The organism is Virgibacillus salinus (assembly GCF_900102415.1).
Taxonomy (GTDB): domain Bacteria; phylum Bacillota; class Bacilli; order Bacillales; family Amphibacillaceae; genus Lentibacillus; species Lentibacillus subterraneus.
The window spans coordinates 484,790-509,890 of record NZ_FNKD01000002.1 but is presented as its reverse complement, the minus strand read 5'-3'; the positions used below and the strand labels follow the sequence as shown (position 1 = coordinate 509,890).

Below are 25,101 nucleotides of genomic sequence, written 5' to 3'. Positions count from 1 at the left end.
TATACTTTCAAGTGCAATCCTTAGTTGCACACTTATTCAGTAAGAAAGGAATGCCTTCTTATCTCCTAAAAAACAGGGGTACTTCCCTGTGCTTTGCATATTAAAGATTATATATTTTGCTGTATTTATTTGTTAGATAATTTACAAGATAATCCGGATTTAATTTTTCTTTTGTTACATCCTCAATTATTTCAAGAGGTTTCTTCATTTTGCCATACTGGTGAATGTTTTCTGTCAACCAATTGCGTATTTGATCAAATTGGTTATTTCGAATTAAGTCATCTACATTCAACTTGGTCTTCATTGTATTATGAAATTGAGCTGCATACATATAACCTAATGCATAAGAAGGGAAATAACCGAAATCCCCTCCTGACCAATGAATATCCTGTAAGACACCCTCTCTGTCAGTTGGTGGTTTTATTCCAAGGTAATCCTCCATCTTCTCGTTCCAGAGATGTGGTAGATCACTAACACTAATTTCGTCGTTAATTAATGCTTTTTCTAGTTCATAGCGAATCATAATATGAAGCGAATAGGTTAGCTCATCTGCTTCAATTCGAATTAATGATGGTTTCACTTCATTAACAGCACGGTAAAATTCACCCAATGGAAGCTGCTGGAAATGCTTTGGTGCATATGACTGAAATAACTCGTAATTACTATCCCAAAAAGCCTTATTTCGTCCGACAAAGTTTTCCCAAAACAGTGATTGTGATTCATGGATACCCATGGAAGTTCCGGTTGCTAACGGTGTATTAACTAATTTCTTGCTAATGTTTTGTTCATATAAGGCATGGCCACCTTCGTGAATCGTACCAAAAACAGCTGTCCGAAAGTCTTTTTCATCATAACGAGTGGTTATACGTACATCATTCATATTTAAAGCGATGGCAAAAGGATGTACAGTTTCATCAAGACGTCCTGAAGAAAAATCGTAACCCATTTGCTCTAAAATCTTAATAGTAAAGTCTTCCTGGTCTTTTTTAGGGAAATGGCCCACTAAAACAGTTGGATCTGGCTTATTGCTGCTTTGGTTTATTTTGTTCAATAAAGATGATAAGGATTTTCTGACTTCAGGGAATACTTTATCAAGCATTGCAGTTGTAACACCAGGTTCATAATTATGTAATAGAGCATCATAAATGTTATCTTCATAACCCCAATACGATGCAAACTTTTGATTATATGAGACTAACTCCTCAAGATAAGGTTGAAAAAGAGAGAAATTATCTGTCTCTCGTGCTTCCTGCCAGATGGACTCTGATTTAGACTGAAGCATTACATATTCTTTGAATTCATCATTGGGGATTTTTCGATTTCGCTCATATATTTCTTCGCATTCCTTTACAGTCTTTCTGACGATTTCATCTTGGGTACTATCTTTTAAAAGGTCAATAAAATATTTCATCTTTTCTGAAGTTTCAAGTTGGTGAACTTTTTCGGACAAAAAACCAACTACTTCTGAACGTTGCTCAACGCCATTTTTCGGGATTTTTGTACGCATATCCCATTGTGTTAGGGTAATTGCTTCACGATAAACTTCTAGTTCACTTAGTAATTCTTTGAAGTCTTTTTCAATTTGCTCTATATTATCCAAGCTTGATCCTCCTTTATTTGTTACCAAAATACTGATAATAATTTGTTTGGATGAACCCGTTAAATAATTTTCGTTTTTTTGTAGCCTTTTGTCCGTATTCCTTTTCAAAGGCATCATACGCAGTTAAAATGTATACACTCCATGATGGATGTTGTTTCATTACATTACCTAAATCCTTATATATTTTTGCTGCGTCTTTTTGATCTCCAATACGTTGCCCGTATGGTGGATTACCTATGATATACCCATTCTCTTCTCGTAAAAACAAATCCTTGGCTTGCATTTGTTTCCACGAAATTAAATCGCCTAGCCCGGCTTCCTTAGCGTTATCATTAGATATTTTGATCATCTTATGGTGAATATCTGATCCGGTGATATCCAGTTTTTGGTCATAGTTTGCCTTATCTTCGGCTTCTTGAAAGGCTTCGTCCCAGTACTGATCTTTAACGAATTCCCAATCTTCAGAAGCGAATTCACGATTAAACCCTGGAGCAATATTTTGCCCGATCAGTGCTGCTTCGATTGGTATTGTACCAGACCCACAGAATGGATCGACTAAAGGATGTTCGGGTTTCCAATTAGTTAGCATTATGAGTGCAGCAGCCATTGTTTCTTTTAAGGGTGCTTCCCCTTGCCCAACACGATATCCTCTTTTATGTAAGCCGGCCCCTGATGTATCTAATGTTAGTATTGCTTCATCCTTATAAATCGCCACTTCTACTTTGTATAATGAGCCGGATTCCGGCATTTTGGCAGCAACACCATATTTTAATTTTAAGCGTTCAGCTATTGCTTTCTTTACGATAGCTTGGCAGTCAGGAACGCTATATAATGTAGATTTTACAGATTTACCTGAAACAGGAAACTTACCATCTTCCGTAATAAATTGTTCCCATGGCAGAGCCTTCGTTGACTCAAATAATTCATCGAATGTAGATGCATTGAACACACCTACCTGCAGTTTCACACGATCCCCTGTTCGTAACCACAAGTTACAGCGAGGAATTGCAGACACTGGCGCTTGAAATACTACTTTACCGTTTTCAACTTCAACTTTATACCCGAGTTGTTTTACTTCATTTGCTACCACAGACTCAAGCCCCATAGCAGCTGTTGCGATTAATGTTACCTCTTGTGTCATACATTTAGTCCTTTCATTTCTAAGAATTAGTTATAGTTTACCATATCGTACTGAAATTACTAATTAGAAACATGGATTATCGTCAAGCTATAATTGCGAAAGTCTTAGTTGTGGTTAATGGCAGACAAGAAGTATTTATACTTTCTTAACTGCCAATAAAAAAACCTCCTAATTGTATACAATTAGGAGGTTTGTCGTTTACGTATAGACCATTGAATACTCGGTAAGCCATGTTCTGTTCCAATGTACTCAAACGGTGGTCAACCTTGTACGTTGGTCGTAATCATCTATCTACAAGCAATAAATTACTTGTCCCTTTTTCGGTTCAATTTCCCTAATCAAGGATGCCCCTACCAATATTTGGGTTGCTCACTCGTGGGGTTTACCTCGTTCCACTCGGAATGTTTCCATTCCGACTACGTCACTGTGGCACTTTCAAGTGTATTAATCCATGTCATAAGAGTTAGGATTTTCCACTGCCATTAACCCAATTAGGTTATCCTGACTTATGATTTCGTCAGGCACGAACACTACAAACGTCTCAGCTTGTGTGAGCATGGACTTTCCTCTGCATACTAAATATACAGCGATTACGTGAGTATTCAACTTTTTTACTAACTAAATTATAACATATTCACAAGCTTACATCATTGGTAAATAAAACTAATTCAGGAATCCGCGTATTTTTTGCCAAAGACCGATTTTTCAAGATTGGATAGGCGTTTTAAGATATCATAATTTACTTGATGATTTGGAGTTGTTGCAGTTCTAGTTCTTGTTTGATCAGACTGTTTCTTTAGTCGGTCGTTTTCCTGCTTCAATTTCTCAATTTCTTGTTCATATGCTTCATAATCCTGTATGACTGTATCAAGAAACTCATCAACTTCTTCCTGATGATAGCCACGCATTGCTGTTTTGAACTCTTTTTCCAGAATTTCTTTTCCATTGAGTTGAATGCGATTAGTATTCATTTAAAGTCACCTCATACTTTTTGAATTGTTTTTCGTTCTTCTAATGTTAATAAGTAAATGTCAATTTTAATTGTATTGTTTGTCCCTTTAATTTATGCACAATTTCTTCCTTTATCATAGTATAACATTATTAGGTGAACTTGTCTTTTGGGTCATTAAAATGTTAGAAAACTCGGTATTCGATAAAGGGATTTTTTGAATGCGTACTTTGCTTTCGTAGGACCCCTTACACTTTGGAGTGCAAACTTCAATATAGATAAGCCTTAGTTGCGCTTATGCAAAGTATTTATACTTTCTTAACTGCAAAAAAATGAAGCTGAAAGTAACAGCTCCATTTTGATCTATTTTTCAGTTAAATCTTCTGGCTGAAAAGAAAAAGGCAATAGATCATCCATCGTAATGGATTTAATATCATTATGTAAGTTTGTCAAATGGACTGTCAGATTACTGTCAAAAAACTCGCTCATAACCTGCCGACATGAACCACAGGGAGGAACGGGCCGTTTGGTATCAGCAACAACTGCCATTTCTTTAAATTCACGCTCGCCATCCGCAATTGCTTTAAAGATTGCTACTCGTTCAGCGCAGCAACTTACAGGGTATGCTGCATTTTCAATATTACATCCTGTATATACTTTACCGGATTTGGTTAACAATGCAGCGCCTACAGGGAATTTTGAGTATGGAACGTATGCTTTATTCCGAATAGTAATTGCTTCTTGAATCAATTCTTTTTCACTCATAACATGTTCCCCCTTCACACTAAATGGAAGGTAATTATAATAGAAAAAGCTAATCTTGTAAAGTTTTTACATATTGTTAAGCTCTCTCAATAATTGATCCAAGACATAGAGTACTGAATGATTTAATTCCATGTATCTTTTTCTCTTTGCATCGATATAGAAGCTATGCATTAATAATAACTCCATATTTTCCCTTGTAGAGGTAACCTGCTGAGGATGGATATTAACTTTACGATCCTTAACAACTTGAAGTGTATTCTTTTCCCATTCCTCTAACAATACATATATAGGTGCTGTATATTCTTTTACCATAAGAAAAAATTGTTTATCTTTTTTATTCTCTGGTGGGTTATTTTGTTCATATCTTACTCTTAATTTATCTACATGTTCTTTAAATTGCTTTGTTTGTAATTCCAATACCATAAAACTGTCCTGCCTTTTAAATATATTTTTCTAACAGGTACATTTTATCATTACTAATTCAAATAAGCACATATTAGGATAATCTTTTTTTAGCTTTCGGAGCGTAATCGGACATTAGAAGGTTATCGCTTTTCGTGATATTTTGGACAGATGAATACACGCGATTAATTTCTTTTTGCTGTTCCTTGTAATTAATGTCTATACTGTTATCAGTTCCCATCGTAATTTTTTGTTCAATGAGTCTCAATTGATCAGCTAAATCGCCGATTGAATTTCTAAATTTCCTTTTATCTATTCCATGAACCTTCTGATTCATATCCTTTATAATTGCCATTATTATAACCACCCTTTTTATAAAAGTATTAATTACTTTTTCGAGGAAAAGATAGACATCCCTTCCCCTTCGACAAAACTAGAAGAAATATGGCAAAACAAGTGTAGTTTCGCTGATAAATAGACAAACTAAATGGAAAGGAGGTGTCATTATGGTGAAAAAGAAATCCCAACAAAAAGCAGAAAATCGCCGACAAAAGAAAAGAAATCATACAGGAGATAAAAAGTTGGATGGTCCAAATCGTCCTTCAACATAATATTTAGAAAAGGGTTTGTATCATACAAATCCTTTTCTAAATATTTCTTAAGTGATAATAGGCATAAAGTAATTCTCTTCTTTTGTAGAATGACTGGCTGACATCTGAATTCAAATCGTCCTTTGAGCTTTCCATCCATTTTTTCTTTATCCCCCCTCTTTTATACCAATCCGAACGAATAATATCTTGATGAGTGATTACTGGATATACAGTACGTAATAAAGGTCCTTTTTCGAACTGTTTTCCAAGAAATTGTTCATAATCCCAGCGAGAACCTGTATGTTCAATTGACTGGGCATATTCAAGCAACCGATCATAAATCAATGGTTTAAACATGATTGAAGATATACGCTTTCCTAAATCTATACGTTTTGAAAGATTTGTGAAATCATGTACGAATGTACCATATAAAACGTTTTTTCTTGTTGGTAAAATAATAGCATTCATAAATAAAAAATCTTGTAAGAGGTATGGCAGGCGTAGAAAAATATGATACTTAAAATAAGACTGTTGAATGACAGGTTTTTGAATTACATTCTGTTCATTGACTATTAAGGCAATCATAAGCCTTTCTTTATCATTATTTTTCCAATAGTTATTCCATTCTTGAACCATAAACTGTGATACATGGAGATTTGGTAATAGATGGAACATTGATCTGTTTAATTGAATCGAAAGTTTATAAACTAGCAACTGTGGGTATGCATCAGAAAAAATTAGCCAGTTTGCCCGTTCATAGGTCATAAACAATTGCTTGTTTTGGTCACCTGAAAGAATTTCTTGAAATGGGGATAAAAATAAATCTGTCATATTCCAACCAGCATTCCGGGATACCATACTTGCAATGAATGCCCATTTTATCTCTTTAAACTCCATATAAAAGTTTTGATATGCTTTTGTTCGGGAAATGTTATCGGTGTTATGCTGATTTGTCTTATTTATAATATAATAGAGATAATCATTATTTCTTAGTTTGGGATTCATAATAGCACCTCTTTCAGAAGTCTCCTTAGATAGCAAAATACACTCATAATATTCCCTTTAATGAATGCCAAATTTTTTAGTAGTTATCAACTTGTAGTATTTTTGGTATGATATTTAAATATGCAAGGGGGAAAATAATGAATTATCCAAACGGAAAAAAGAATAACGTAAAACAACAATCGTCAGATCCTAAGTATGGTTTTAGTAACCGTGGGATGACGCTGGAGGATGATATAAATGCGACTAATACCTTTTATCTTGATAGAGATAAGGCAATTATTCATAAAAAACCAACACCTGTACAAATAGTAAATGTACATTATCCCAAACGCAGTGCTGCTGTCATAACTGAAGGTTATTTTAAACAAGCATCTACAACTGATTATAATGGTATATATAAACACAAGTATATTGATTTTGAGGCCAAGGAAACAAAAAATAAAACACGATTTCCACTTGCGAACATACATGAACACCAAATAATGCATATGAAATCAATTATTGATCACGGAGGCGTTAGCTTTTTAATAATTCGCTTCGCAGTATATAATGAAACATATTATATGCCTGCTGAATCCTTCATTCCACTCTGGGATAAGCAGTTTAATGGTGGGAAAAAATCAATACCATATGAAACCATCAAAGAAGAAGGGTATGTAATTCCATTTCACTATCAAGCAAGAGTTAACTATTTAGAAGTTATAGATAAGCTTTATTTTTAGATTGGAGGAAGATGAGCTATGGCAGAAAAAGGCCAATCTCGTACAGCAAGAAGAAAACAAAAACAATCAAAAAAGAAACCATTATGGAAAAAGATATTATTAATAACCGGTATTGCAATTCTAGCTATCGGTATTGGTGTAGGTGCACTATTTACGTATTATATTGCCACGGCACCCGAAATTGATGCGTCTAAATTATCCATCCCGTTTTCATCAAAAATATATGATAAAGATGGAGAACTTTTTGCCGATTTAGGCGCAGAACAACGCACGAAAATTGAGTATAATGAAATACCCGATGTTTTAGAGGATTCCGTTATTGCGACAGAAGATTCAAGATTCTATGAACACCCAGGAATTGATATATGGCGCATCGGTGGAGCTATAATAGCTAATGTAACAAATGGATTTGGTTCTGAAGGTGCCAGTACAATTACCCAACAAGTAGTTGAGAAATCTTTTTTATCACCTGAAAAGAAAGTTAGCATTAAAGTTCAGGAACAATGGTTAGCATTAAAACTGGAACAAGAATATTCAAAAGAACAAATTTTAGAGATGTATTTAAACAAAATTTATTATGGTAATGGTGCTTATGGCGTTGCCAAAGCAGCTGAATTATATTTTGGTAAAACTGACTTAAGCAAGCTTAATTTGCCAGAAGCTGCAATATTAGCTGGATTACCGCAAAGACCATCAGCATATAACCCATACAAAAATCCTGAATTAATGAAAAAACGTATGAATACTGTTTTAAGTCTTATGGTTCAGCATGGGAAAATATCGCAGAAAGAAGCTGATAAGGCGAGTGAAGTTGATATCCCTTCGCTATTAGCTGGCGATCAGCCAGACACTACTCCATATCAAGCGTTCCTGCAAAAAGTACGCGATGAAGTTGAAGAAAAAGTGGATGGCGCAGATATTTATACAGATGGCTTGAAAATTCATACAACTATTGATACAGATGCACAAGAATATGTTGAATTTTTATTATCAGACAGTGAGGATAATCCGATTAATTATCCAGAACCTGTTACAGACCCAGCTAATCCTGAGGGTGATAAGGTCAGACTGCAAGCAGGTATGACTGTCCTGGATACAAAGACTGGGGCTATCCGAGCAATCGGTGGTGCACGCGGTGGTGTAGAGAACGATGGTTTAAATTACGCAACTGGTATTAGCCGTCAGCCCGGGTCAACATTCAAACCGATAATTGACTATGGTCCAGCAATCGAAAACAAACAATGGTCAACATATCATCAAATAAATGATGATGGACCGTTTGATATAGCTGGTACAGAAGATCAAATAAATACCTGGGTTAACAACGGTCATTATTACGATTGGGTATCAATGAGGTTCGCATTAGAGCAATCATTGAATGTCCCTGCTGCTAAAACATTTGAAGAAGTTGGCCGGGGCAAAGCAAAAGAATTCGCAAAAGGTTTAGGTATTAAATTTGAAAATGACGAAATACAATTAACTGATTCCATTGGTGGCTCTTCAGGTACGAATCCTACGAAATTAGCTGGAGCGTATCGAGCTTTTGCGAATGAAGGTATCTACAATGATCCTTATGCTGTCACAAAAGTAGAGTTTCCAGACACAGGAAAAACTGTTGATTTAAAGCCAGAGCCTGAACCGGCGATGTCTGATTATACTGCTTATATGATTACAGATATGTTGAAAAATGTTGTCACAGAAGGTACTGGTAAATTAGCCAATGTGCCAGGATTGCATGTAGCAGGAAAAACCGGAACAACTAACCGCGATGATGTTGAAGGACCTCCAGATTCTTGGTTTAGTGGATATAGCACGAATTACACTATCTCCATTTGGACTGGTTACAATAATAATAATATTGGTATTTCAGACACAAAAATACCGCATGCATTATTTAAAAATGCAATGACAGAGTTATCAAAAGATAAGGATACACCAGACTTTACAAAACCAGATTCTGTCGTAGAAGTTGCTGTTGAAGAAGGATCTAGACCTGCTAAACTTCCGAGTGACTTCACACCAGATTCGGAAATTGTTACAGAGCTATTTGTTAAAGGCAATGAACCGACTAAAACATCTGAAAAATATGATCAACTGGATCCTGTAGAAGGGCTGAAAGCTACTTTTGATAAAGAATCCAGTACTATACAGGCTGAATGGAAGTATAATTCAGATGAGGATGTTTCATTTAAAGTGAGTGCAAGTGTTGATGGTGGAGAAATGCAAGGACTGTCTTCAACTGAAGAAACATCAATTGAAATTTCAAATGTCGAACCTGGTTCAGAGTATGAAATACAGGTTGTAGCTGTTAGTAATGAAACAGAAGCTAACTCAAGTGAACCGAAAACAACATCAGTTAAAGTTCCTGAGGAAGAGGAAGAAGAGAAAGAAGATGGTGAAGGTAATATACCGTCAGTTAGTAATCTGAATGCTTCAGTGTCTAGCTCGACTGTTGATGTATCTTGGGGATACGATGGACCGCCTGTACGTTTTGAAGTCGTTGTCACACAAGATGGCAGTGAAGTTAATAGGCAAACGGTTGAATCCATGGGTATTGTAATCGAAGATGCCCCCTCTGGGTCTTATACCATTACCGTTACACCAATTGGTCAAAATGGGGCTAATCAGGGTGTCAGAGGTGATTCCAGCAGTACTCAAGCTACTGTCGAAGGTGATGAAGGTGGATCGGACGAACCGGAAGATAGCGCTGGTGGCACCGGTAATGACGGCAGTACCGACGATGAACAAAATAACTAATTAGTCAAAGAGGCAACCTTCTTCAATGAAGGTTGCCTCTTTTATGTCCCTATTATGTTTGTTGTTCAATCGCTTCAGCCTTTTTCATCCGTTTCTGCCCTTCCCTGCAAGGTTCCAGCAGCGGACATTCCGGACATTGCGGATTTCTAGCCTTACAGTGATACCTGCCAAAAAATATCATTCGATGATGTGTGTCAGCCCACTCATCTTTTGGGACCTTCTTCATTAACGTTTGTTCAACTTCCAATACCGAATCCTTCCATCGACAGATCGCCAGCCTTTTAGCAACGCGCTCTACATGTGTATCTACAGCTATCGCTGGTTCTCTAAATGCAACTGAAGCTACTACATTTGCAGTTTTTCGTCCTACTCCCGCAAGCTTCATTAATTCAGTTTTGGTTTTAGGCACTTCTCCACCATAATTATCAATCAGCATTTGACATAGCTTTCGAATATTTTTTGCCTTATTTCTATATAAACCAATTGATTTTATATCCTTCTGCAATTCTTCCAATGAGACAGCTAAATAATCTTCTGGTGTCTTATATTTCTGAAACAAAGGTTCTGTTACTTTGTTTACTAAAACATCAGTACATTGTGCAGATAATAATACAGCTATCACTAATTCAAACGGGTTAGAATGGCGTAGTTCACACTCAGCTTGTGGATACATTTCCTTCATCACATCTAAACAGAAATTCACTTGATTTTTATTTAGCATTTTAGTTGTCCTCCCCATCAAGCCAATTATAATAAAAAGATGTATCTCGTTTCTTACTAGTATCAGTTTGTTTTTGTGTTTGTGCTTGGTTTTGGTGAAAGGATTTACTTGCTTCGCGAGCTTGTTCTACAGTATGAATTCCCTTTTTCTGCCAGTCACGAAGAATTCGATCGATATATTTAAAATTTAATTTGGCCATTAGTACTGACTCCCGTAATGCAGCTTTAATTAAAGCCGGTTTAAGTTCATCAGCATCCAACCAGGTATTTATCATTTCAATTTCAAACGGAGATAATGGTCTACCAAATTCCTGTTCGAATAATATAAAGATAGTGCCATCTTCTTGTGTGTTTACTTTCTCTTCTTCCTTTGTAAACAATTTTTCCCACAGTGGGTTTAAACTGTATACTTCGCTTAGTTGGTTCTGCTCATTTTTCAATTGTTCTATTGATAAAAGGTTTTTTTGGATAAGCTTTCGTAAAATATTTGCACATTCCTTTTCATCAAAAGTTAAATGTGATGTCAGATCATTAGGGGTAGGAAACTCATTCTTGTCATGCATAAAACGAAGTATTTGTAAAATAACCATGATTTCTTTTTCATCTAGACCCAATGATGTATAGTCATCAAGTAATTTTATTGGTATTTGCAGTTGATTTGTTATTATATCCTGAAATGAAATGGATTTCTTCATTATGTGTAACACCTCATTTCCCAGTATAGCATGAATTTAATTTTATCAAGATTATAAAATCCCTTGCCATCCGTCTGCAAGGGATTTTACAATTTATTAGCGTACAAAACTTAGGCTCTGTGGATAGCTAGAATAGTTTGTCAAGTTTATTAAGGATACAATCGGTTTAATAATCTAGGGAATGGAATAGTCTCTCTCACATGTTCTACACCAGACAGCCAAGCAACTGTTCTTTCAAGACCTAATCCAAATCCTGAGTGTGGCACGCTACCATATTGACGTAGTTCTAGATACCATTTGTAAGCAGGACCGGTTAAATCATGTTCTTCATAACGCTGTTTCATCAATTCCAAATCATCAATACGCTGAGAACCGCCAATAATTTCTCCATAACCTTCTGGAGCAATTAAATCAGCACATAGAACAACATCCGACCGTTCTGGGTCAGGCTTCATATAAAATGCTTTTATTTCAGCTGGATAATTTGTAATGAAAACTGGTTTATCGAAACTTTCAGCGATTGCCGTCTCATGAGGCGCACCAAAATCAACACCCCATTCAACATCATCGAAACCTTTTTCCTTCAGCATCTCTACAGCATCATCATAACTGATTCTTGGGAAGGGTGCTTTAATTTTTTCAAGTTTAGATGTATCCCTTTCAAGTGTATCCAACTCAAGTTTGCAATTCATAAGTACTGATTGAACAACGAAGCTCACATACTGTTCTTGTACTTCCAAGCTTTCGTCATGATCCATGAACGCCATCTCTGGTTCAATCATCCAGAATTCAATTAAGTGTCTTCTTGTTTTAGATTTCTCTGCACGGAATGTTGGTCCAAATGAGAATACTTTTCCCAGTGCCATTGCTGCAGCTTCCAAATATAATTGACCACTTTGCGATAAGTAAGCCTCTTCATCAAAATATTGTGTATGGAACAACTCTGTAGTACCTTCTGCTGAAGCCCCCGTTAAAATTGGCGGATCAATCTTTACATATCCATTTTCATTAAAAAATTGGTATGTGGCACGTATAATTTCATTTCGTATTTTCATAACAGAATGTTGCCGTTTTGAGCGTAGCCACAAATGACGATGATCCATCAAAAATTCTGTCCCATGCTCTTTTGGAGTTATTGGATAATCAACAGCTTCTTGAATCAATTTAATGTCACTAACTTGCATCTCATACCCAAATGGGCTTCTTTTATCTTCCACAATATTACCTGTTATGTACATTGATGATTCCTGTGTCATATTCTTGGCAAGTTGAAAGATATCTTCTGCAACATCATTTTTGGCAACTACGGCTTGCATGAAACCAGTTCCATCTCTAAGTTGCAGAAAAGCAATTTTACCACTGGATCGTTTGTTTGAAAGCCATGCTCCAATAGTTACTGCTTGTCCTTCATATTTTGGTACTTGCGAAATAGTTGTTTTCAAGAAAATTACCTCCATTACTTTGATTGATGGTTAAGTACAAAACGTTTGATTCGCTTTGCAGCCTCTTCTAATAAATCAATTGATGTTGCATAAGATAAACGTACATTATTTGGTGCTCCGAAACCTGATCCAGGTACCAAAGCAACTTTTTCCTCTTCAAGTAGGGCGGTAACCCATTCATCAACAGATTCAAATCCATTGCTTTTAACTGCTTCAATTACATTTGGAAACAGATAAAATGCACCTTTTGGTCTAATACAGGAGATACCTGGAATATCATTCAATAATTCTAATGATAATTCGAGACGTTCTTTGAAGGTTTTCCGCATTTCCGCATTTGGATCTTCTTTTGTATCATACGCTGCTAACGCGGCATACTGTGCAATTGATGTTGGGTTTGAAGTCGAATGAGATGCCAGATTTGTCATTGCCTTAATTATTTCCTTTGGTCCAGCAGCATATCCTATTCTCCAACCTGTCATGGCATGTGATTTCGATACGCCGTTGACAACTATTGTTTGTTCTTTCAACTGTTCGGATAGTGCAGCAATTGAAACATGTTTATCACTTGTATAGATTAATTTTTCATAAATTTCATCCGACACAATTATGATATTGTGTTCTAAACATATTTCCCCTAGCTTTTGCAGTTCTTCTTTATCATACATCATTCCAGTAGGATTACTTGGAGAATTTATAATAAATGCTTTAGTTTTAGATGTTATTGCTGCTTCTAGTTGTTCTGGAGTCAGTTTGAAATTATTTTTTTCATCTGCATCAACAACAATTGGTTTTCCGCCAGCTAATTTAATTTGCTCTGGATAACTTACCCAGTAAGGTGCCGGAACAATGACTTCATCGTTTTCATTCAATAACACTTGAAACAATGTGTATAAAGCATGTTTTGCGCCTGTTGTAACAATTATTTGGTCTGTTGAGTATTCTAAGTCATTATCTTGATTAAACTTGCTCACAATCGCTTCTCTAAGGTTTAGAATACCTCCAGAAGGTGTATATTTAGTGAAACCGTTCTTCATTGCAGATTCAGCAGCCTTAATAATATATTCTGGCGTATTGAAGTCTGGTTCGCCCGCTCCAAGTCCAATAACATCATGACCTTGACTTTTAAGTTCTTTTGCTTTTGCAGTAATTGCTAATGTTGATGATGGTGTTAATGTTTTTACTCTGTTTGCTAAATCCATGAAATCACCTTTCTATTTGAACATATGTTTAAAACGAAATTGCTCAATACGTGTTCGATCATAAATGGATAAATAATCAATAACGTATCGATTTGATTCATCTGTAAACGTAACCTCCCACGAAGGCTTATCACCAACTAATGCTGGAGTAATATCATAAAGTTTACAGTTTCTGCAAGATTCATTCCATCCTTTTCGTATAGATTCTTCTGAAATAATTTCAGATTTGTCTACTATGGTTATATCTTCATTATTTTTGCTAAAAGGATAGTAAATAATTTTCTGTTTATTGTTATTTGTTTCCCCATAAATTATATAATAAGCTTTTTCACCATGAAATCTTTTTACTTTGTCAATGGTTTCTAATTCTGTTTCTTCCACCACTTTATTTTTTACATATTCAAAAGATGCTGTTTTATCCTGTTGTATAGCATTATATAAATTAAAACCATAAATAAAACAAGCAATCAATACAAGTAATATTACAGCAAAAACCCACTTAAGCCAATCAGGTAAGTTAAACCACGAATAACGCTTATTCTTCATTGGCCTCAACAAATGGTGAAACAATGTAACTAACTATTTTATAATTACTTGAAGAACAACTTTTTTTTGATACCTCTAATTTATTATCCATCGTTTTCCCTCCAATAATAAATACTGCTTGTTTTATCAAATTTTACTACTCATAGTGTTCTTCGTATTTGCGAAAACTATAGGTAACGTTGAATAAATAGGATGAATTACAATATAGTATAACAAGCATTCGTGTAAAATTGTTTTATTTTTATTTATTTCAACAAAATCTCCTATCCCATATCATACCATATCATACTGATGTATCACTTGGTGCATCAGTATATTTTTTTTGCTATAAATGCAACTAAGGATTTCTCCATTATGGCTTGGTAATAATCCAAATTTTCTAAGGTTGAATAATGATGTAAATATTGCACGTCAGGCCTTCTTCATCTAACTCATGGCTAGAACCAATCCATGGCTTTGTCCATTAATGCCTGGGTGGATTCGTAAGTGGTTGGGACAGAAGGAATTGACTCCGTAAAATATTTTCCGTAACGAGCCTTAATAATACGTGCATCACAGACAAAAACAATACCCCGATCATTAGACGAGCGTATTAATCTGCCAAAACCTTGTTTAAAACGAATAACAGCATTAGGTAGTGCTAATTCAAAAAAAGCATTTTTACCTTCTTTTTTAAAATGATTTGATTTCGCTTCGTATACCGGATGATTAGGCGGCTGAAATGGAAGACGCACAATCATTAGGCATGATAAATCATCGCCCGGTATGTCGACACCTTCCCAAAAGGAACTGGTTCCTAACAAAATTGACTCATCAAACGTTTGAAAATTCTTTTTTAATCGGGATCTGCTACCGCTTGAAATACCTTGAGCAATTAGCATATATTTATTAATATCAATTGTTTCCCTTAATAAATTATATGATTTCCTTAGCATGTCGTAGGAAGTAAATAATACGAGCATTCTTCCGTTTGTTATTTGTGCTAACGATAAAATGGCCTCACAAGTTGAATAAATAAAATCATCTAAATTACCATGTTTGATATCAGGAAAGTCATTTGGGATCATTAACTGTACTTGATTCTCATAAGAGAATGGAGAATTAATTTTAGTTGTCAGCGTATGATCAGATTCCAATCCTAGCCTGTTCATAATAAATGAAAATGAATTCTTCATTGTCAATGTAGCACTTGTAAGAATAATACTTTGTTTTTGATTGAAGAAATCCTCTGAAAGCAAAGCAGACATATCTGTTGGTTCACTGTAAAGGTATACAGCGTTTTTTGCTCCATAAGCCTCGATTTCCATCCATTTAACATTTGCAATCCCCTCATCCGTTAGAAACAACTGCTCAAGGGAATCAATAATCGTTTGAATTGCTTCCATAATTCTGGTTAGTTCTTCCAAATGATTTTTATCAATATCTTTTTCTTTTAATAGAGATTGCTTTAATTGTGAAAGTAAATGAATGAGATCTCTAAGATAGAATGTCAAACGTGTTGACATTTCTATGATGACGTTCCATTGTGCTGAATTTTTTTCGACTTCATCAAAGCGATACTGGATTCTTCCGATATCACTTAATGACTTTTCCTTCTGTTTTTGTTCGATAACATACTGAAAAAGCATACGGAATAAATCATCAACTTCATATTTAGCTTTGTTATAGAAGTTTTCCCATTCATCCACTGAAAAGTTTTCATCGTTAATAGGGTAGTTTGTCAGTAGCTTGCCTAGCCAATTCCCATCTTTTGTATCCCCTATTTGCGTTAACGTATACTGTACATGGACATAATCAAGCTTTAAACCATAATGTTTTGAAGCTGTTTCTTCCAAATGATGCGCTTCATCAATAATTGCCTTGTCATAGGATGGTAATAATTGATAATCATTAAACATATCGGTACATAATAATGCATGGTTCGTTATCAAAATATCTGCCTGCTGTGCTTTTTTACGCGCTTTTTGATAATAAGATCTGGAAAACCAAGGATTTGTTGGATCGATTGAACCTTCTGTATCAGTTGATACTTTTCTATAAAATAAGTAACCACTTGAAGGTAACTGGATTTCATCGATATCTCCTGTAATTGTTTCTGTCAGCCAAACAAGTATCATTGCTTTTGTCAGTGTAATATCATAATTATCCGCTTGTTCAGAAGATAATGCACGTTCAAATTTTTCCAGGCTAATATAATGTTGTTTTCCTTTAAGTAAAGCTATTTTAAATGGAAATGGTACCAAATTATGAATTAACGGAATCTCTTCGTCCATCAACTGGGATTGTAGCTGAGTTGTATATGTACTAATGATAATTCTCTTTTTTTCCGATACCGCCTCATAAATTGCAGGTATTAAATAGGCTAACGTTTTACCCGTTCCGGTCTCCGCTTCAATTAAGGCATGATTCTTCATTCGAAAAGCATCATAGACAGTCTCAGACATTTCACGTTGCCCTTCTCTTTTTTCATAATTTAGCATTTGTTGTTGCATAGTACCGTCATTTTCATAAATTTCATCAAGAAAATTTCCAAAAGCTGTGTCGATATCTTTTTTAACCGGTTTCGTTTCTTCTGTTGACTTAAAGGCCAACCCTCTATACGTATCAATATTATCACCTTCATAAACTGAAAAAGCGAGTTCTTGCTGTTGTTCGTAGAGCATGGTATATATGTCTGACTTCAGCTTCTTTTCCAGCTTTAATAAATGCGAAACTGTTTCATAAGGTAATGTATTTATCTTCTGCTTTAACTTTAAAAACAATTTCGCTGTAACATATGCATCTGACAAAGCTCGATGTGGATCATTATGCATAATTTGGAGATGCTCTGCCAATTGTCCCAACTTATAACTGGGAGCCTTGGGATATAACATACGGGAAAGCTCAACCGTATCGATTACCGGGTTATTTAGTTGCCTATAACCATTTGATGCAAGCTCCTCATTTAAGAATCCTAAGTCAAATGGAACATTATGCGCAATTAAATAGCTATTATCAAATAAATTAATAATTTCTTGAGCTTTTTCTTCAAACATTGGGGCATCTTGTACATCATGGTCAGTTATACCAGTCAAATTTGTAATAAAAGATGGAATTGGCATATTCGGATTAAAGAAGGTGGAAAATTCGTCAGTAATCTCATTATTTTGAATAACAACGATTCCTACCTCGATAATTTTATCTTGTTCTGCCGGAAAATGACCTGTTGTTTCCAGGTCAATCACAACAAATTTTTTATCCATACTTCCACCTATCTCTCATGTATACTTAGCTTTAAATTGTACATCGACATTTCTTATTATCGTTTCCGTATAAGTAAAAAAAACTCTTATCATATAAACTGATAAGAGTTCTACCTGATAACCAAAAATATTACATCTCGGTCAGCGGTGGTTCTTGTTCAATAAGTTGCTCAATCTCGTTACTGTTATTCATAATGGCAACTTTTGGTTTATATGATGCTAATTCATCATTCGAAATAAGTGCATACGAAACAATTATAACAATGTCATTTGGTTGAACAAGTCGTGCTGCAGCACCATTTAGACAAATAGTACCTGACCCTCTTGCTCCGGGTATTACATATGTTTCAAGCCGTGCACCATTGTTGTTGTTCACAATTTGAACTTTTTCATGAGGCAGCATATCAACTTGATCCAATAGATCCTGATCTATTGTAATACTGCCTACATAATTTAAATTTGCTTCCGTTACTCGTGCGCGATGTATTTTTGCTTTCATCATAGTGCGAAACATGTAACTGCCCCCTAGTAAAATTGCCTTATCAGCTTTCCATTTTCATTAAAAATAATATTGTCAATCAATCTTGCGCGTTTAAATTGTACTGCAACTGCTAAAACAACATTATTTTTAATGGTGGAGACTGATTGCAACTCTGGATAACTCAGCATCTCGACATAATCGACAGTACCAGAGGTTTCTCTGTTTATTACATCAATTACCTCTTTTACAATAATAGCAGGATTTTGCTCTCCGTCAACCACTAGTTGGTGACCATGCTCTAATGCTTTCGTGAGCCAAACTGCCTGACTTCTTTCGTCATTGGCTAAATTCACGTTTCTACTGCTCTTTGCCAATCCATCATGCTCACGGATAGTTGGTAATGCAATAAGTTGAATAGGAAAATTCAAATCATTTATAAGCGCGTCGACAACTGCCACTTGCTGAGCATCCTTCAAACCAAAATATGTTTTATTCGGACGTATTATATTAAATAACTTGGTTAAGACAGTTATGACTCCTTCAAAATGGCCTGGACGTGATCGCCCACATAGAACATTCGCTCTCTCTTCAACCGATAAGGTTATGTTCATTTTGGTTGGGTACATATCCTTAACACTTGGAATAAACAATATATCTACTCCTGCTTGTTCTGCAAGCCGGATATCTTGTTCCTCATCACGAGGATATTGCTCATAATCTTCATTTGGCCCAAATTGCAAAGGGTTCACAAAAATACTTGTAACGACAACATCATTATCTTCCGCTGCCTGCTTCATTAATGCTAAATGTCCTTCATGAAAATATCCCATGGTTGGAACAAATCCTATGCTTTCAGATTTGGATATTTTGATCATTTTTTCCTGCATTACAGTTGTTGAACGTATTATTTTCATATTATCTACCTTCTGAATTGTTTGGTAATAAATCTTTATTTTTAATCTTAAATGAATGTTCATCTAATGGAAATGTTCTGTCCTTAACATTTGATATATAAGACTCGATAGCTTGTTTACCGACTTTATTAAAATCGGCATATGGTTTTACGAATTTCGGTAAACGATCCACTCCATACTTTAAAATATCGTGATAGACGAGAACCTGTCCATCGCATTCCACACCAGCACCAATTCCGATTGTAGGTATTGAAACTGAATTTGTTACAATTTCAGCAAGCTCTTTTGGCACACACTCCAATACTAAGGAAATAGCACCATGGGCAACTAATTGCTTTGCATCATTAAGCAATTTTGCACCAGTATTTTTATCCTTTCCTTGTACTTTATAGCCACCTAATACATTTACGGATTGAGGTGTTAGACCTAAATGTGCAACAACTGGGATACCAGCATCTGTTAGACGTTGTACGAGTAATAGAACTTCTTCTGATGCTCCTTCAACTTTGACAGCCTGTGCGTCTGTTTCTTGAAAGATTTGCTGCGCATTTAGTAAAGATGCTTCTAATGAAACATGATAAGACATAAACGGCATATCAACTACAATAAATGTATTTTTAGCTCCACGCTTTACCGCTTTTGCATGATGAATCATGTCTTGTACTGTGACTTTCACTGTGGAATCGTATCCTAACATAACCATTCCTAACGAATCACCGACCAGGATCATATCAATTCCAGCTTCTTCAGCAAGCTTTGCAGAAGGATAGTCATATGCAGTAATCATCGTTATCTGTTCATCTTCCCGTTTCATTTTTTGCAAATCCAGTCTACTGAGCATTATTGTCTTCTCCTCTCATAAACCATTCGATTTCCCCTGAATATATTTTTTTGATTTCATCGTTATCTGTTTTTGTTAGTAAGGCTCCATCTTCAGCTATTCCTAGAAATTTAGCTTTCCATTCTTTATGTAACGTCTTTATTTTGATGTACTCGCCAATTCGATAACCATAGCTTTCCCATTTATATTTTACATCAGGAAACCCATTCTGCATGAAAGAGTCATATGAATTTTCAAATGATTGAAGGACATGCTGGATAAAATCTTTTATATTCCATTGATTTCCGGTTTGTATTTGAAGAGAAGTTGCTTTATCTTGTATATCCTTATCGAAATCTTCTGTTATTTGATTAACATTTATTCCTATCCCAATTACGACATATTGGATTTGATCTTGTTCTGCCTGCATTTCCGTTAAAATGCCTGCTGTTTTTTTATCGTTGATTAATATATCATTTGGCCATTTAATCTTTGGTGTTAATGCAGTATGCTCTGCAAGTACATCGGCAAGTACAGTTGCAGATAAAAGGGTTAATTGTGGTGCCATTACAGGAAGAAAATCTGGTCTAAGGATGATACTCATCCAAATTCCTTTCCCTTTTGTGGATTGCCATTGGCGATTCATTCTTCCTTTTCCCTTCGTTTGTTCATCTGCTATGATAATTGTACCATGTTCAGCATTGTCTTGTGCAACTTGGTGGGCAATCTGCTGGGTTGTTGTTGTTGATGTCTTGTGAATTATCTTTTTCCCAAGCCAGTCGGTTCTTAAGCCCCATTGAATTGTGTTTTCACTCACTTTATCCGGGAATTTTACAATCCGATATCCTTTTCTAGAGACTCCTTCTACATGGTACCCATCTTTTTCAAGCTCTTTCATATGTTTCCAGATGGCACTTCGGGATATCTTTAGTTTTTCGGATAATAGCTGTCCAGATACAAACTGTTTGTCGCTGGTTTCTAATAATTCGATTAATCTATTACGTGTGGATTCCATTTTATCCAATCCTTTAAATCCATTTTATTATTCTTTAACTTCCCTGATAAAACTTCATGTTCAACTGCTGCTAATGTATTTCGAATCCATGGTCCGCTCTTTAATTGAGGGAACAATTCGCGTACATCATCACCGGTAATTGCCAGGTCTTTTTTTGACTTTATCGGTAGCCTATTGTCTATTTGCTCCATTTCATCTATTAATATAATTTGATTAAAGAGCATATTTACTAATTCTGAAAAAACCTGGTAATAATTTCTTGGTAAACAATATACCAATAAGCGATCCAACCCGCAATTTTTATAATGCAATAAAGCATCATTCAAAATTAGGGCTTCATTTTTAACATTATTTGAGCATTTCCATTCATTAACCCATTTCTTTATACTTATTGTCGGAGCTAAAAAATGAAAAAGTGCAATAACTCCTCCAAATGATCGTATAGCTTGCATGTTCTTCGGAAGAAGTTCGATGATATTTGGGTGGTCATTCATGATTGGTAAATGTTGATACACCTCTGTATCTGTTAAATAGTTAAGACCAATTTCAATATAATCCCCAGCAAATAATTTAGTCATTTCATTATTTATTCGCTCAACAGCAATGTTTTCGATTTCACTTTTAACTAACTTCATATCATTTATAGTATTGGGGCTGATGGAAAAACCCAGTTGACTGGAAAATCGTAGCGCGCGTATGATACGTAAAGGATCTTCCATAAATCGATCATAACCATTACCAACTGTCTGAATTATTTTGTTTTCAATATCGCTTCTCCCATCGAACAAATCAATAACGTTGCCTTGTTTATCCATAGCGAGTGCATTAATTGTAAAATCACGGCGTTTTAGATCCTGATCAATCGTTTGAATAAATTCAACCGTGTCAGGATGTCTTTGGTCCGAATAGCTTCCTTCAACGCGGAAAGTAGTGACTTCGTATGACTGATGTCTATGACGCACAATTACAGTGCCATGCTCCAATCCGACTGGAATGACCTTATTAAAAATCTGCTGGATTACACTTGGAGGTGCAGAAGTTGCTATATCAATATCACCTATTTCGCGTTTGAGTAATAGATCCCTTACACACCCACCAACAAAATATGCATCGTAAGCATGACTTTCAATCTGATTTAGTACCTCTATTGCCTCAATAAATGGTTTGGTAAATAACACTGTAATCACCATTATTTCTGTTTAAAATTTATTAATTATATCATCATATAAATCTGTATACTGCTGAACAATATCATGCGAATAAAAATGATTTTTGGCATGTGCTAATGCATCTTTGGAAAAACGGTCTAAAAGTGTTTCATCTTCAAGTAAATGTATTGAGTATTCCGCAGCTTTATCAATATCACCTAACTCAATTATGTAGCCAGTTTTATTATGATCGATTACCTCAGGTATTCCACCTACATTTGTTCCAATACACGGCACCTCACAGGACATCGCTTCTAATAAAACAAGACCAAAACTTTCCTTTTCTGACATGAGCAACTTCAAATCAGAAATAGACAATAAGTCACTAACTTTCTTTTGTTTTCCTAGAAAAAGAACTTGATTTGTGAGTCCTAATTTCCCAACTAGATGATATGCCTCAGAATATTCAGGTCCATCTCCGACCAGAATTAATTTTGATTTAATATTTTTTTGTATTTTGTGGAATGTATAAATTACATCTTCTACCCTTTTTACTTTACGGAAATTTGATATATGAATAATTACTTTTTCATCGGGTCCGATACCATATTGTTGCTTAATTCCAGGAGGTTCGTTTTTAAAATATTCTTCTTCGTTAACAAAATTATATATAACATTGATATTCTTATCCACACCAATTATATCTTTAGTTTGTTTCACCAAACTATTTGATACGGCTGTAACGGCATCAGACTTCTCAATGCCATGTCTGATCATTTTTTTGAGGGAATGATCAATCCCTAAAACAGTTATGTCCGTACCATGTAATGTTGTTACAATTTTTACATCATGCTTTGCAATATCTTTCGCCAGAATTGCACATATGGCATGAGGCATTGCATAGTGCACGTGAAGAATATCCAATTTTTCCTGATCAATCACTTCAGCCATCTTATTTGCTAGAGCAAGATCAAATGGAGGATATTGAAAAACTGGATAGTGATTTAGTTCAACCTCATGGTAATAGATATTGGGATGTACCCTATTCAATCGGAACGGTAGACTGGATGTTATAAAATGAATCTGATCTCCTTGTTTTGCCATTAACATGCCAAGTTCGGTAGCAATAATTCCTGACCCACCTACTGTCGGGTAGCAAGTTATTCCAATCTTTTTCATTTGTCAATATCCTCACTTCTATTTTGCTTGACAATTTCACGCCACTCGAAGTCACCTCTTCCTAATGCTCGTATCACAATTTCGGCTGCAGCTAAATTAGTAGCAAGGGGAATTAAATGAACATCACAAAGACGCATTAATGCGCTAACGTCTGGCTCGTGTGGCTGGGCTGTTAATGGATCTCTGAAAAAAATAACAACATCCATCTCGTTGTTTGCAATCTTTGCACCTATCTGCTGATCCCCTCCAATTGGACCCGACTGGAACCGGTGAATATCAAGTCCAGTCTCTTCAGTTATTCTTGTTCCAGTAGTTCCAGTCGCAAATAAGTTATGATTCTGTAAGACATGTTTATATGCAATACTAAAGTTGATAATATCTTGTTTCTTTTTATCGTGTGCAACTAATGCGATATTCATTGTATCCCCCCTACTCAAGTATTTTTTCTAATCCATAGACTAGTTTATTTAAATTAATTACTTCATTAACAGATAATTTCACCCCATCCATGAAAGATTGACGGTTATAGGAATCATGTTTAATTGTTAATGTTTGACCAGGACCACCATAAATCACTTCTTGATGGGCAACAAGCCCTGGCAGCCGTACACTATGGATTCTAATCCCATCTGTCTCTGCTCCTCTAGCACCATTCATTATTTCACGTTCGTCGGGATGTCCTTGTTGCTTACTCTCTCTTGTTTCCTTAATCATGTCTGCGGTTTTAACAGCCGAACCTGATGGAGCGTCTAGTTTCTGATCATGGTGTTTCTCGATTATCTCTACATCTGGTAAATATTTCGCGGCTGTCTTAGCAAATTGCATCATCAGTACAGCACCAACAGCAAAGTTAGGTGCAATGATACAACCAATATTATTTGTACCTGATAAATCAGACAAGGTCTTTATTTGTTCAGCTGAAAATCCTGATGTTCCAACTACTGGTCGAATATTGTATTGTAATGCTAGTTTTGTATGTAAGAACCCTGCATCCGGTGCCGTTAAATCAATTAAAACGTCTGCAGCCACTTCCTGAAAACATACTTCGGGATCCTCAAAAATTGGTACGTACAGATCTGGAAGGTTATCAATGTCTTTTACTTTTTTGCCATGATTTTTTCGGTCAAGACATGCAACCAATTCAAATGATTCCTCATTGTTTACCATATTAACAGCCTCAGACCCCATTTTGCCTCTTGGTCCGGCAATAATTACTTTAATACTCATGTTTATATGCCTCCTGTTATGTCTACTAGTGTTTGTTAGTTAATTAACCTTTGTGTGTCCAACGATCTTTATCCCTTGTTTCTATTTTGTTTATAGATAATTCAAAGGCTTCCGACATATCTATGTCGAGTGAATTTGCAAAACAAGTGAGAACGAATATTATATCACCAAGTTCTTCATCAATATTCTTCCGTGTCTCAGATGATTTTTTAGGCTTTTCACCATAGTAATGATTTACCTCTCGTGCCATTTCTCCTAATTCCTCAGTTAATCTAGCCATAAGACTTAATGGAGAAAAATAGCCTTCCTTGAACTGTGAAATATATGCATCGACTCTTTCTTGAATTTCATCAGTGCTATATGATTTACCGTTTTCTGTCATACAAAATACTCCTCTAACTTGTTTAATCTCCTTTCATGTTAGCTAAAAGGCCCTGATTTGACAAATTATTAATCTGATAAGTGTTTCTTATTTGATTGTTCTTAGCTGGTAAATTGTCTATAATAATAAAAGTGTCATTTAAGAGAATGTTACGTAT

Annotated in this window: 25 protein-coding genes and 1 other RNA gene; 3 read left to right on the top strand and 23 right to left on the bottom strand. The window is 35.4% G+C overall.

From position 1 onward, the window contains the following. Positions 1–100: 100 nt before the first annotated feature. From BLS02_RS09385 to BLS02_RS09355, 7 genes are all read right to left on the bottom strand, one after another. On the bottom strand, positions 101–1,591 hold the full coding sequence (locus BLS02_RS09385; RefSeq protein ID WP_439144715.1) for a carboxypeptidase M32: 1,491 nt from the start codon (positions 1,589–1,591) through the stop codon (positions 101–103). 22 nt (positions 1,592–1,613) lie between these two features. Beyond that, the gene (locus BLS02_RS09380) at positions 1,614–2,741 is read right to left on the bottom strand and encodes a THUMP domain-containing class I SAM-dependent RNA methyltransferase (RefSeq protein ID WP_092492745.1); all 1,128 of its coding nucleotides are present in this window, start codon (positions 2,739–2,741) and stop codon (positions 1,614–1,616) included. A gap of 219 nt (positions 2,742–2,960) precedes the next feature. Then, positions 2,961–3,343, bottom strand: an RNA gene (rnpB, locus tag BLS02_RS09375) — RNase P RNA component class B. 66 nt (positions 3,344–3,409) lie between these two features. Continuing rightward, positions 3,410–3,712 (bottom strand): cell division regulator GpsB, encoded by a 303-nt coding sequence (gpsB, locus tag BLS02_RS09370; protein WP_092492744.1) that lies wholly within the window; start codon positions 3,710–3,712, stop codon positions 3,410–3,412. 341 nt (positions 3,713–4,053) lie between these two features. Then, positions 4,054–4,455, bottom strand: coding sequence for a cytidine deaminase (locus BLS02_RS09365; protein WP_092492743.1), 402 nt, complete (start codon positions 4,453–4,455; stop codon positions 4,054–4,056). Between the two features lie 66 nt (positions 4,456–4,521). Continuing rightward, positions 4,522–4,878 (bottom strand): DUF1798 family protein, encoded by a 357-nt coding sequence (locus tag BLS02_RS09360; protein ID WP_092492742.1) that lies wholly within the window; start codon positions 4,876–4,878, stop codon positions 4,522–4,524. 73 nt (positions 4,879–4,951) lie between these two features. Next, entirely contained in the window at positions 4,952–5,212 is a 261-nt protein-coding gene (locus BLS02_RS09355; protein ID WP_092492741.1) for a hypothetical protein, read from the bottom strand. A gap of 151 nt (positions 5,213–5,363) precedes the next feature. Between BLS02_RS09355 and BLS02_RS19105 the strand changes: the two genes are divergently transcribed. Beyond that, on the top strand, positions 5,364–5,468 hold the full coding sequence (locus BLS02_RS19105) for a spore protein (protein ID WP_217633946.1): 105 nt from the start codon (positions 5,364–5,366) through the stop codon (positions 5,466–5,468). A 36-nt stretch (positions 5,469–5,504) separates the two neighbouring features. Here BLS02_RS19105 and BLS02_RS09350 read toward each other — a convergent pair whose 3' ends face one another. After that, a complete protein-coding gene (locus BLS02_RS09350) occupies positions 5,505–6,452 on the bottom strand; it encodes a DUF2515 family protein (RefSeq protein WP_092492740.1) in 948 nt (315 codons plus the stop codon). 107 nt (positions 6,453–6,559) lie between these two features. Here BLS02_RS09350 and recU point away from each other — a divergent pair, with 107 nt between their 5' ends. Together recU and BLS02_RS09340 are read left to right on the top strand one after the other, a co-directional pair. After that, entirely contained in the window at positions 6,560–7,174 is a 615-nt protein-coding gene (gene recU / locus BLS02_RS09345) for a Holliday junction resolvase RecU (RefSeq protein ID WP_092492739.1), read from the top strand. Between the two features lie 18 nt (positions 7,175–7,192). After that, the gene (locus BLS02_RS09340) at positions 7,193–9,931 is read left to right on the top strand and encodes a PBP1A family penicillin-binding protein (protein ID WP_092492738.1); all 2,739 of its coding nucleotides are present in this window, start codon (positions 7,193–7,195) and stop codon (positions 9,929–9,931) included. Positions 9,932–9,983: 52 nt separating this feature from the next. Here BLS02_RS09340 and nth read toward each other — a convergent pair whose 3' ends face one another. The 15 genes from nth to BLS02_RS09265 all read right to left on the bottom strand — a co-directional run bounded on the left by nth (position 9,984) and on the right by BLS02_RS09265 (position 24,944). Continuing rightward, positions 9,984–10,652: an endonuclease III gene (gene nth, locus BLS02_RS09335; RefSeq protein WP_092492737.1), complete on the bottom strand. Its 669-nt coding sequence runs from the start codon at positions 10,650–10,652 to the stop codon at positions 9,984–9,986. Position 10,653: 1 nt separating this feature from the next. After that, on the bottom strand, positions 10,654–11,346 hold the full coding sequence (locus BLS02_RS09330) for a DnaD domain-containing protein (RefSeq protein ID WP_175559471.1): 693 nt from the start codon (positions 11,344–11,346) through the stop codon (positions 10,654–10,656). Positions 11,347–11,495: 149 nt separating this feature from the next. Next, positions 11,496–12,788 (bottom strand): asparagine--tRNA ligase, encoded by a 1,293-nt coding sequence (gene asnS / locus BLS02_RS09325; RefSeq protein ID WP_092492736.1) that lies wholly within the window; start codon positions 12,786–12,788, stop codon positions 11,496–11,498. Positions 12,789–12,802: 14 nt separating this feature from the next. Further along, positions 12,803–13,990: a pyridoxal phosphate-dependent aminotransferase gene (locus tag BLS02_RS09320; RefSeq protein ID WP_092492735.1), complete on the bottom strand. Its 1,188-nt coding sequence runs from the start codon at positions 13,988–13,990 to the stop codon at positions 12,803–12,805. Between the two features lie 12 nt (positions 13,991–14,002). Continuing rightward, entirely contained in the window at positions 14,003–14,536 is a 534-nt protein-coding gene (locus BLS02_RS09315) for a cell wall elongation regulator TseB-like domain-containing protein (RefSeq protein WP_092492734.1), read from the bottom strand. A gap of 437 nt (positions 14,537–14,973) precedes the next feature. Then, complete coding sequence (gene dinG, locus BLS02_RS09310; protein ID WP_092492733.1) at positions 14,974–17,778, bottom strand: ATP-dependent DNA helicase DinG; 2,805 nt, start codon at positions 17,776–17,778, stop codon at positions 14,974–14,976. A 130-nt stretch (positions 17,779–17,908) separates the two neighbouring features. Continuing rightward, complete coding sequence (gene panD / locus BLS02_RS09305) at positions 17,909–18,292, bottom strand: aspartate 1-decarboxylase (protein ID WP_092492732.1); 384 nt, start codon at positions 18,290–18,292, stop codon at positions 17,909–17,911. An 11-nt stretch (positions 18,293–18,303) separates the two neighbouring features. After that, positions 18,304–19,173, bottom strand: a complete 870-nt coding sequence (gene panC, locus BLS02_RS09300; RefSeq protein WP_092492731.1) for a pantoate--beta-alanine ligase — start codon at positions 19,171–19,173, stop codon at positions 18,304–18,306. A 1-nt stretch (position 19,174) separates the two neighbouring features. Continuing rightward, on the bottom strand, positions 19,175–20,014 hold the full coding sequence (gene panB, locus BLS02_RS09295) for a 3-methyl-2-oxobutanoate hydroxymethyltransferase (RefSeq protein ID WP_092492730.1): 840 nt from the start codon (positions 20,012–20,014) through the stop codon (positions 19,175–19,177). Next, positions 20,004–21,008 (bottom strand): biotin--[acetyl-CoA-carboxylase] ligase, encoded by a 1,005-nt coding sequence (locus tag BLS02_RS09290; RefSeq protein WP_092492729.1) that lies wholly within the window; start codon positions 21,006–21,008, stop codon positions 20,004–20,006. The genes panB and BLS02_RS09290 overlap by 11 nt, the downstream gene beginning before the upstream one ends. Next, positions 20,984–22,186 carry a CCA tRNA nucleotidyltransferase gene (locus BLS02_RS09285; protein WP_254788746.1) on the bottom strand — a complete coding sequence of 401 codons (1,203 nt, stop codon included), beginning with the start codon at positions 22,184–22,186 and terminating at the stop codon, positions 20,984–20,986. Before BLS02_RS09285 ends, BLS02_RS09290 begins: the two co-directional genes overlap by 25 nt. Positions 22,187–22,207: 21 nt before the next feature. After that, the gene (gene bshA, locus BLS02_RS09280; RefSeq protein WP_092492727.1) at positions 22,208–23,335 is read right to left on the bottom strand and encodes an N-acetyl-alpha-D-glucosaminyl L-malate synthase BshA; all 1,128 of its coding nucleotides are present in this window, start codon (positions 23,333–23,335) and stop codon (positions 22,208–22,210) included. Continuing rightward, positions 23,332–23,754 carry a methylglyoxal synthase gene (gene mgsA / locus BLS02_RS09275; RefSeq protein WP_092492726.1) on the bottom strand — a complete coding sequence of 141 codons (423 nt, stop codon included), beginning with the start codon at positions 23,752–23,754 and terminating at the stop codon, positions 23,332–23,334. Before mgsA ends, bshA begins: the two co-directional genes overlap by 4 nt. Positions 23,755–23,764: 10 nt before the next feature. Continuing rightward, a complete protein-coding gene (gene dapB, locus BLS02_RS09270) occupies positions 23,765–24,562 on the bottom strand; it encodes a 4-hydroxy-tetrahydrodipicolinate reductase (RefSeq protein WP_092492725.1) in 798 nt (265 codons plus the stop codon). A 43-nt stretch (positions 24,563–24,605) separates the two neighbouring features. Continuing rightward, the gene (locus BLS02_RS09265; RefSeq protein ID WP_092492724.1) at positions 24,606–24,944 is read right to left on the bottom strand and encodes a nucleotide pyrophosphohydrolase; all 339 of its coding nucleotides are present in this window, start codon (positions 24,942–24,944) and stop codon (positions 24,606–24,608) included. Positions 24,945–25,101 lie beyond the last annotated feature (157 nt).

Excerpts from the sequence above, each read along its gene's own strand:
- dinG (WP_092492733.1), bottom strand. The coding sequence starts at position 17,778 with ATGGATAAAAAATTTGTTGTGATTGACCTGGAAACAACAGGTCATTTT.
- BLS02_RS09290 (WP_092492729.1), bottom strand. The coding sequence starts at position 21,008 with ATGGAATCCACACGTAATAGATTAATCGAATTATTAGAAACCAGCGAC.
- nth (WP_092492737.1), bottom strand. The coding sequence starts at position 10,652 with ATGCTAAATAAAAATCAAGTGAATTTCTGTTTAGATGTGATGAAGGAA.
- BLS02_RS09315 (WP_092492734.1), bottom strand. The coding sequence starts at position 14,536 with ATGAAGAATAAGCGTTATTCGTGGTTTAACTTACCTGATTGGCTTAAG.
- BLS02_RS09330 (WP_175559471.1), bottom strand. The coding sequence starts at position 11,346 with ATGAAGAAATCCATTTCATTTCAGGATATAATAACAAATCAACTGCAA.
- BLS02_RS09365 (WP_092492743.1), bottom strand. The coding sequence starts at position 4,455 with ATGAGTGAAAAAGAATTGATTCAAGAAGCAATTACTATTCGGAATAAA.
- BLS02_RS09380 (WP_092492745.1), bottom strand. The coding sequence starts at position 2,741 with ATGACACAAGAGGTAACATTAATCGCAACAGCTGCTATGGGGCTTGAG.
- BLS02_RS09355 (WP_092492741.1), bottom strand. The coding sequence starts at position 5,212 with ATGGCAATTATAAAGGATATGAATCAGAAGGTTCATGGAATAGATAAA.
- dapB (WP_092492725.1), bottom strand. The coding sequence starts at position 24,562 with ATGAGTATTAAAGTAATTATTGCCGGACCAAGAGGCAAAATGGGGTCT.
- BLS02_RS09265 (WP_092492724.1), bottom strand. The coding sequence starts at position 24,944 with ATGACAGAAAACGGTAAATCATATAGCACTGATGAAATTCAAGAAAGA.
- BLS02_RS09320 (WP_092492735.1), bottom strand. The coding sequence starts at position 13,990 with ATGGATTTAGCAAACAGAGTAAAAACATTAACACCATCATCAACATTA.
- panD (WP_092492732.1), bottom strand. The coding sequence starts at position 18,292 with ATGTTTCGCACTATGATGAAAGCAAAAATACATCGCGCACGAGTAACG.
- panB (WP_092492730.1), bottom strand. The coding sequence starts at position 20,014 with ATGCTCAGTAGACTGGATTTGCAAAAAATGAAACGGGAAGATGAACAG.
- BLS02_RS19105 (WP_217633946.1), top strand. The coding sequence starts at position 5,364 with ATGGTGAAAAAGAAATCCCAACAAAAAGCAGAAAATCGCCGACAAAAG.
- bshA (WP_092492727.1), bottom strand. The coding sequence starts at position 23,335 with ATGAAAAAGATTGGAATAACTTGCTACCCGACAGTAGGTGGGTCAGGA.
- BLS02_RS09350 (WP_092492740.1), bottom strand. The coding sequence starts at position 6,452 with ATGAATCCCAAACTAAGAAATAATGATTATCTCTATTATATTATAAAT.
- BLS02_RS09360 (WP_092492742.1), bottom strand. The coding sequence starts at position 4,878 with ATGGTATTGGAATTACAAACAAAGCAATTTAAAGAACATGTAGATAAA.
- mgsA (WP_092492726.1), bottom strand. The coding sequence starts at position 23,754 with ATGAATATCGCATTAGTTGCACACGATAAAAAGAAACAAGATATTATC.
- gpsB (WP_092492744.1), bottom strand. The coding sequence starts at position 3,712 with ATGAATACTAATCGCATTCAACTCAATGGAAAAGAAATTCTGGAAAAA.
- recU (WP_092492739.1), top strand. The coding sequence starts at position 6,560 with ATGATATTTAAATATGCAAGGGGGAAAATAATGAATTATCCAAACGGA.
- BLS02_RS09340 (WP_092492738.1), top strand. The coding sequence starts at position 7,193 with ATGGCAGAAAAAGGCCAATCTCGTACAGCAAGAAGAAAACAAAAACAA.
- panC (WP_092492731.1), bottom strand. The coding sequence starts at position 19,173 with ATGAAAATAATACGTTCAACAACTGTAATGCAGGAAAAAATGATCAAA.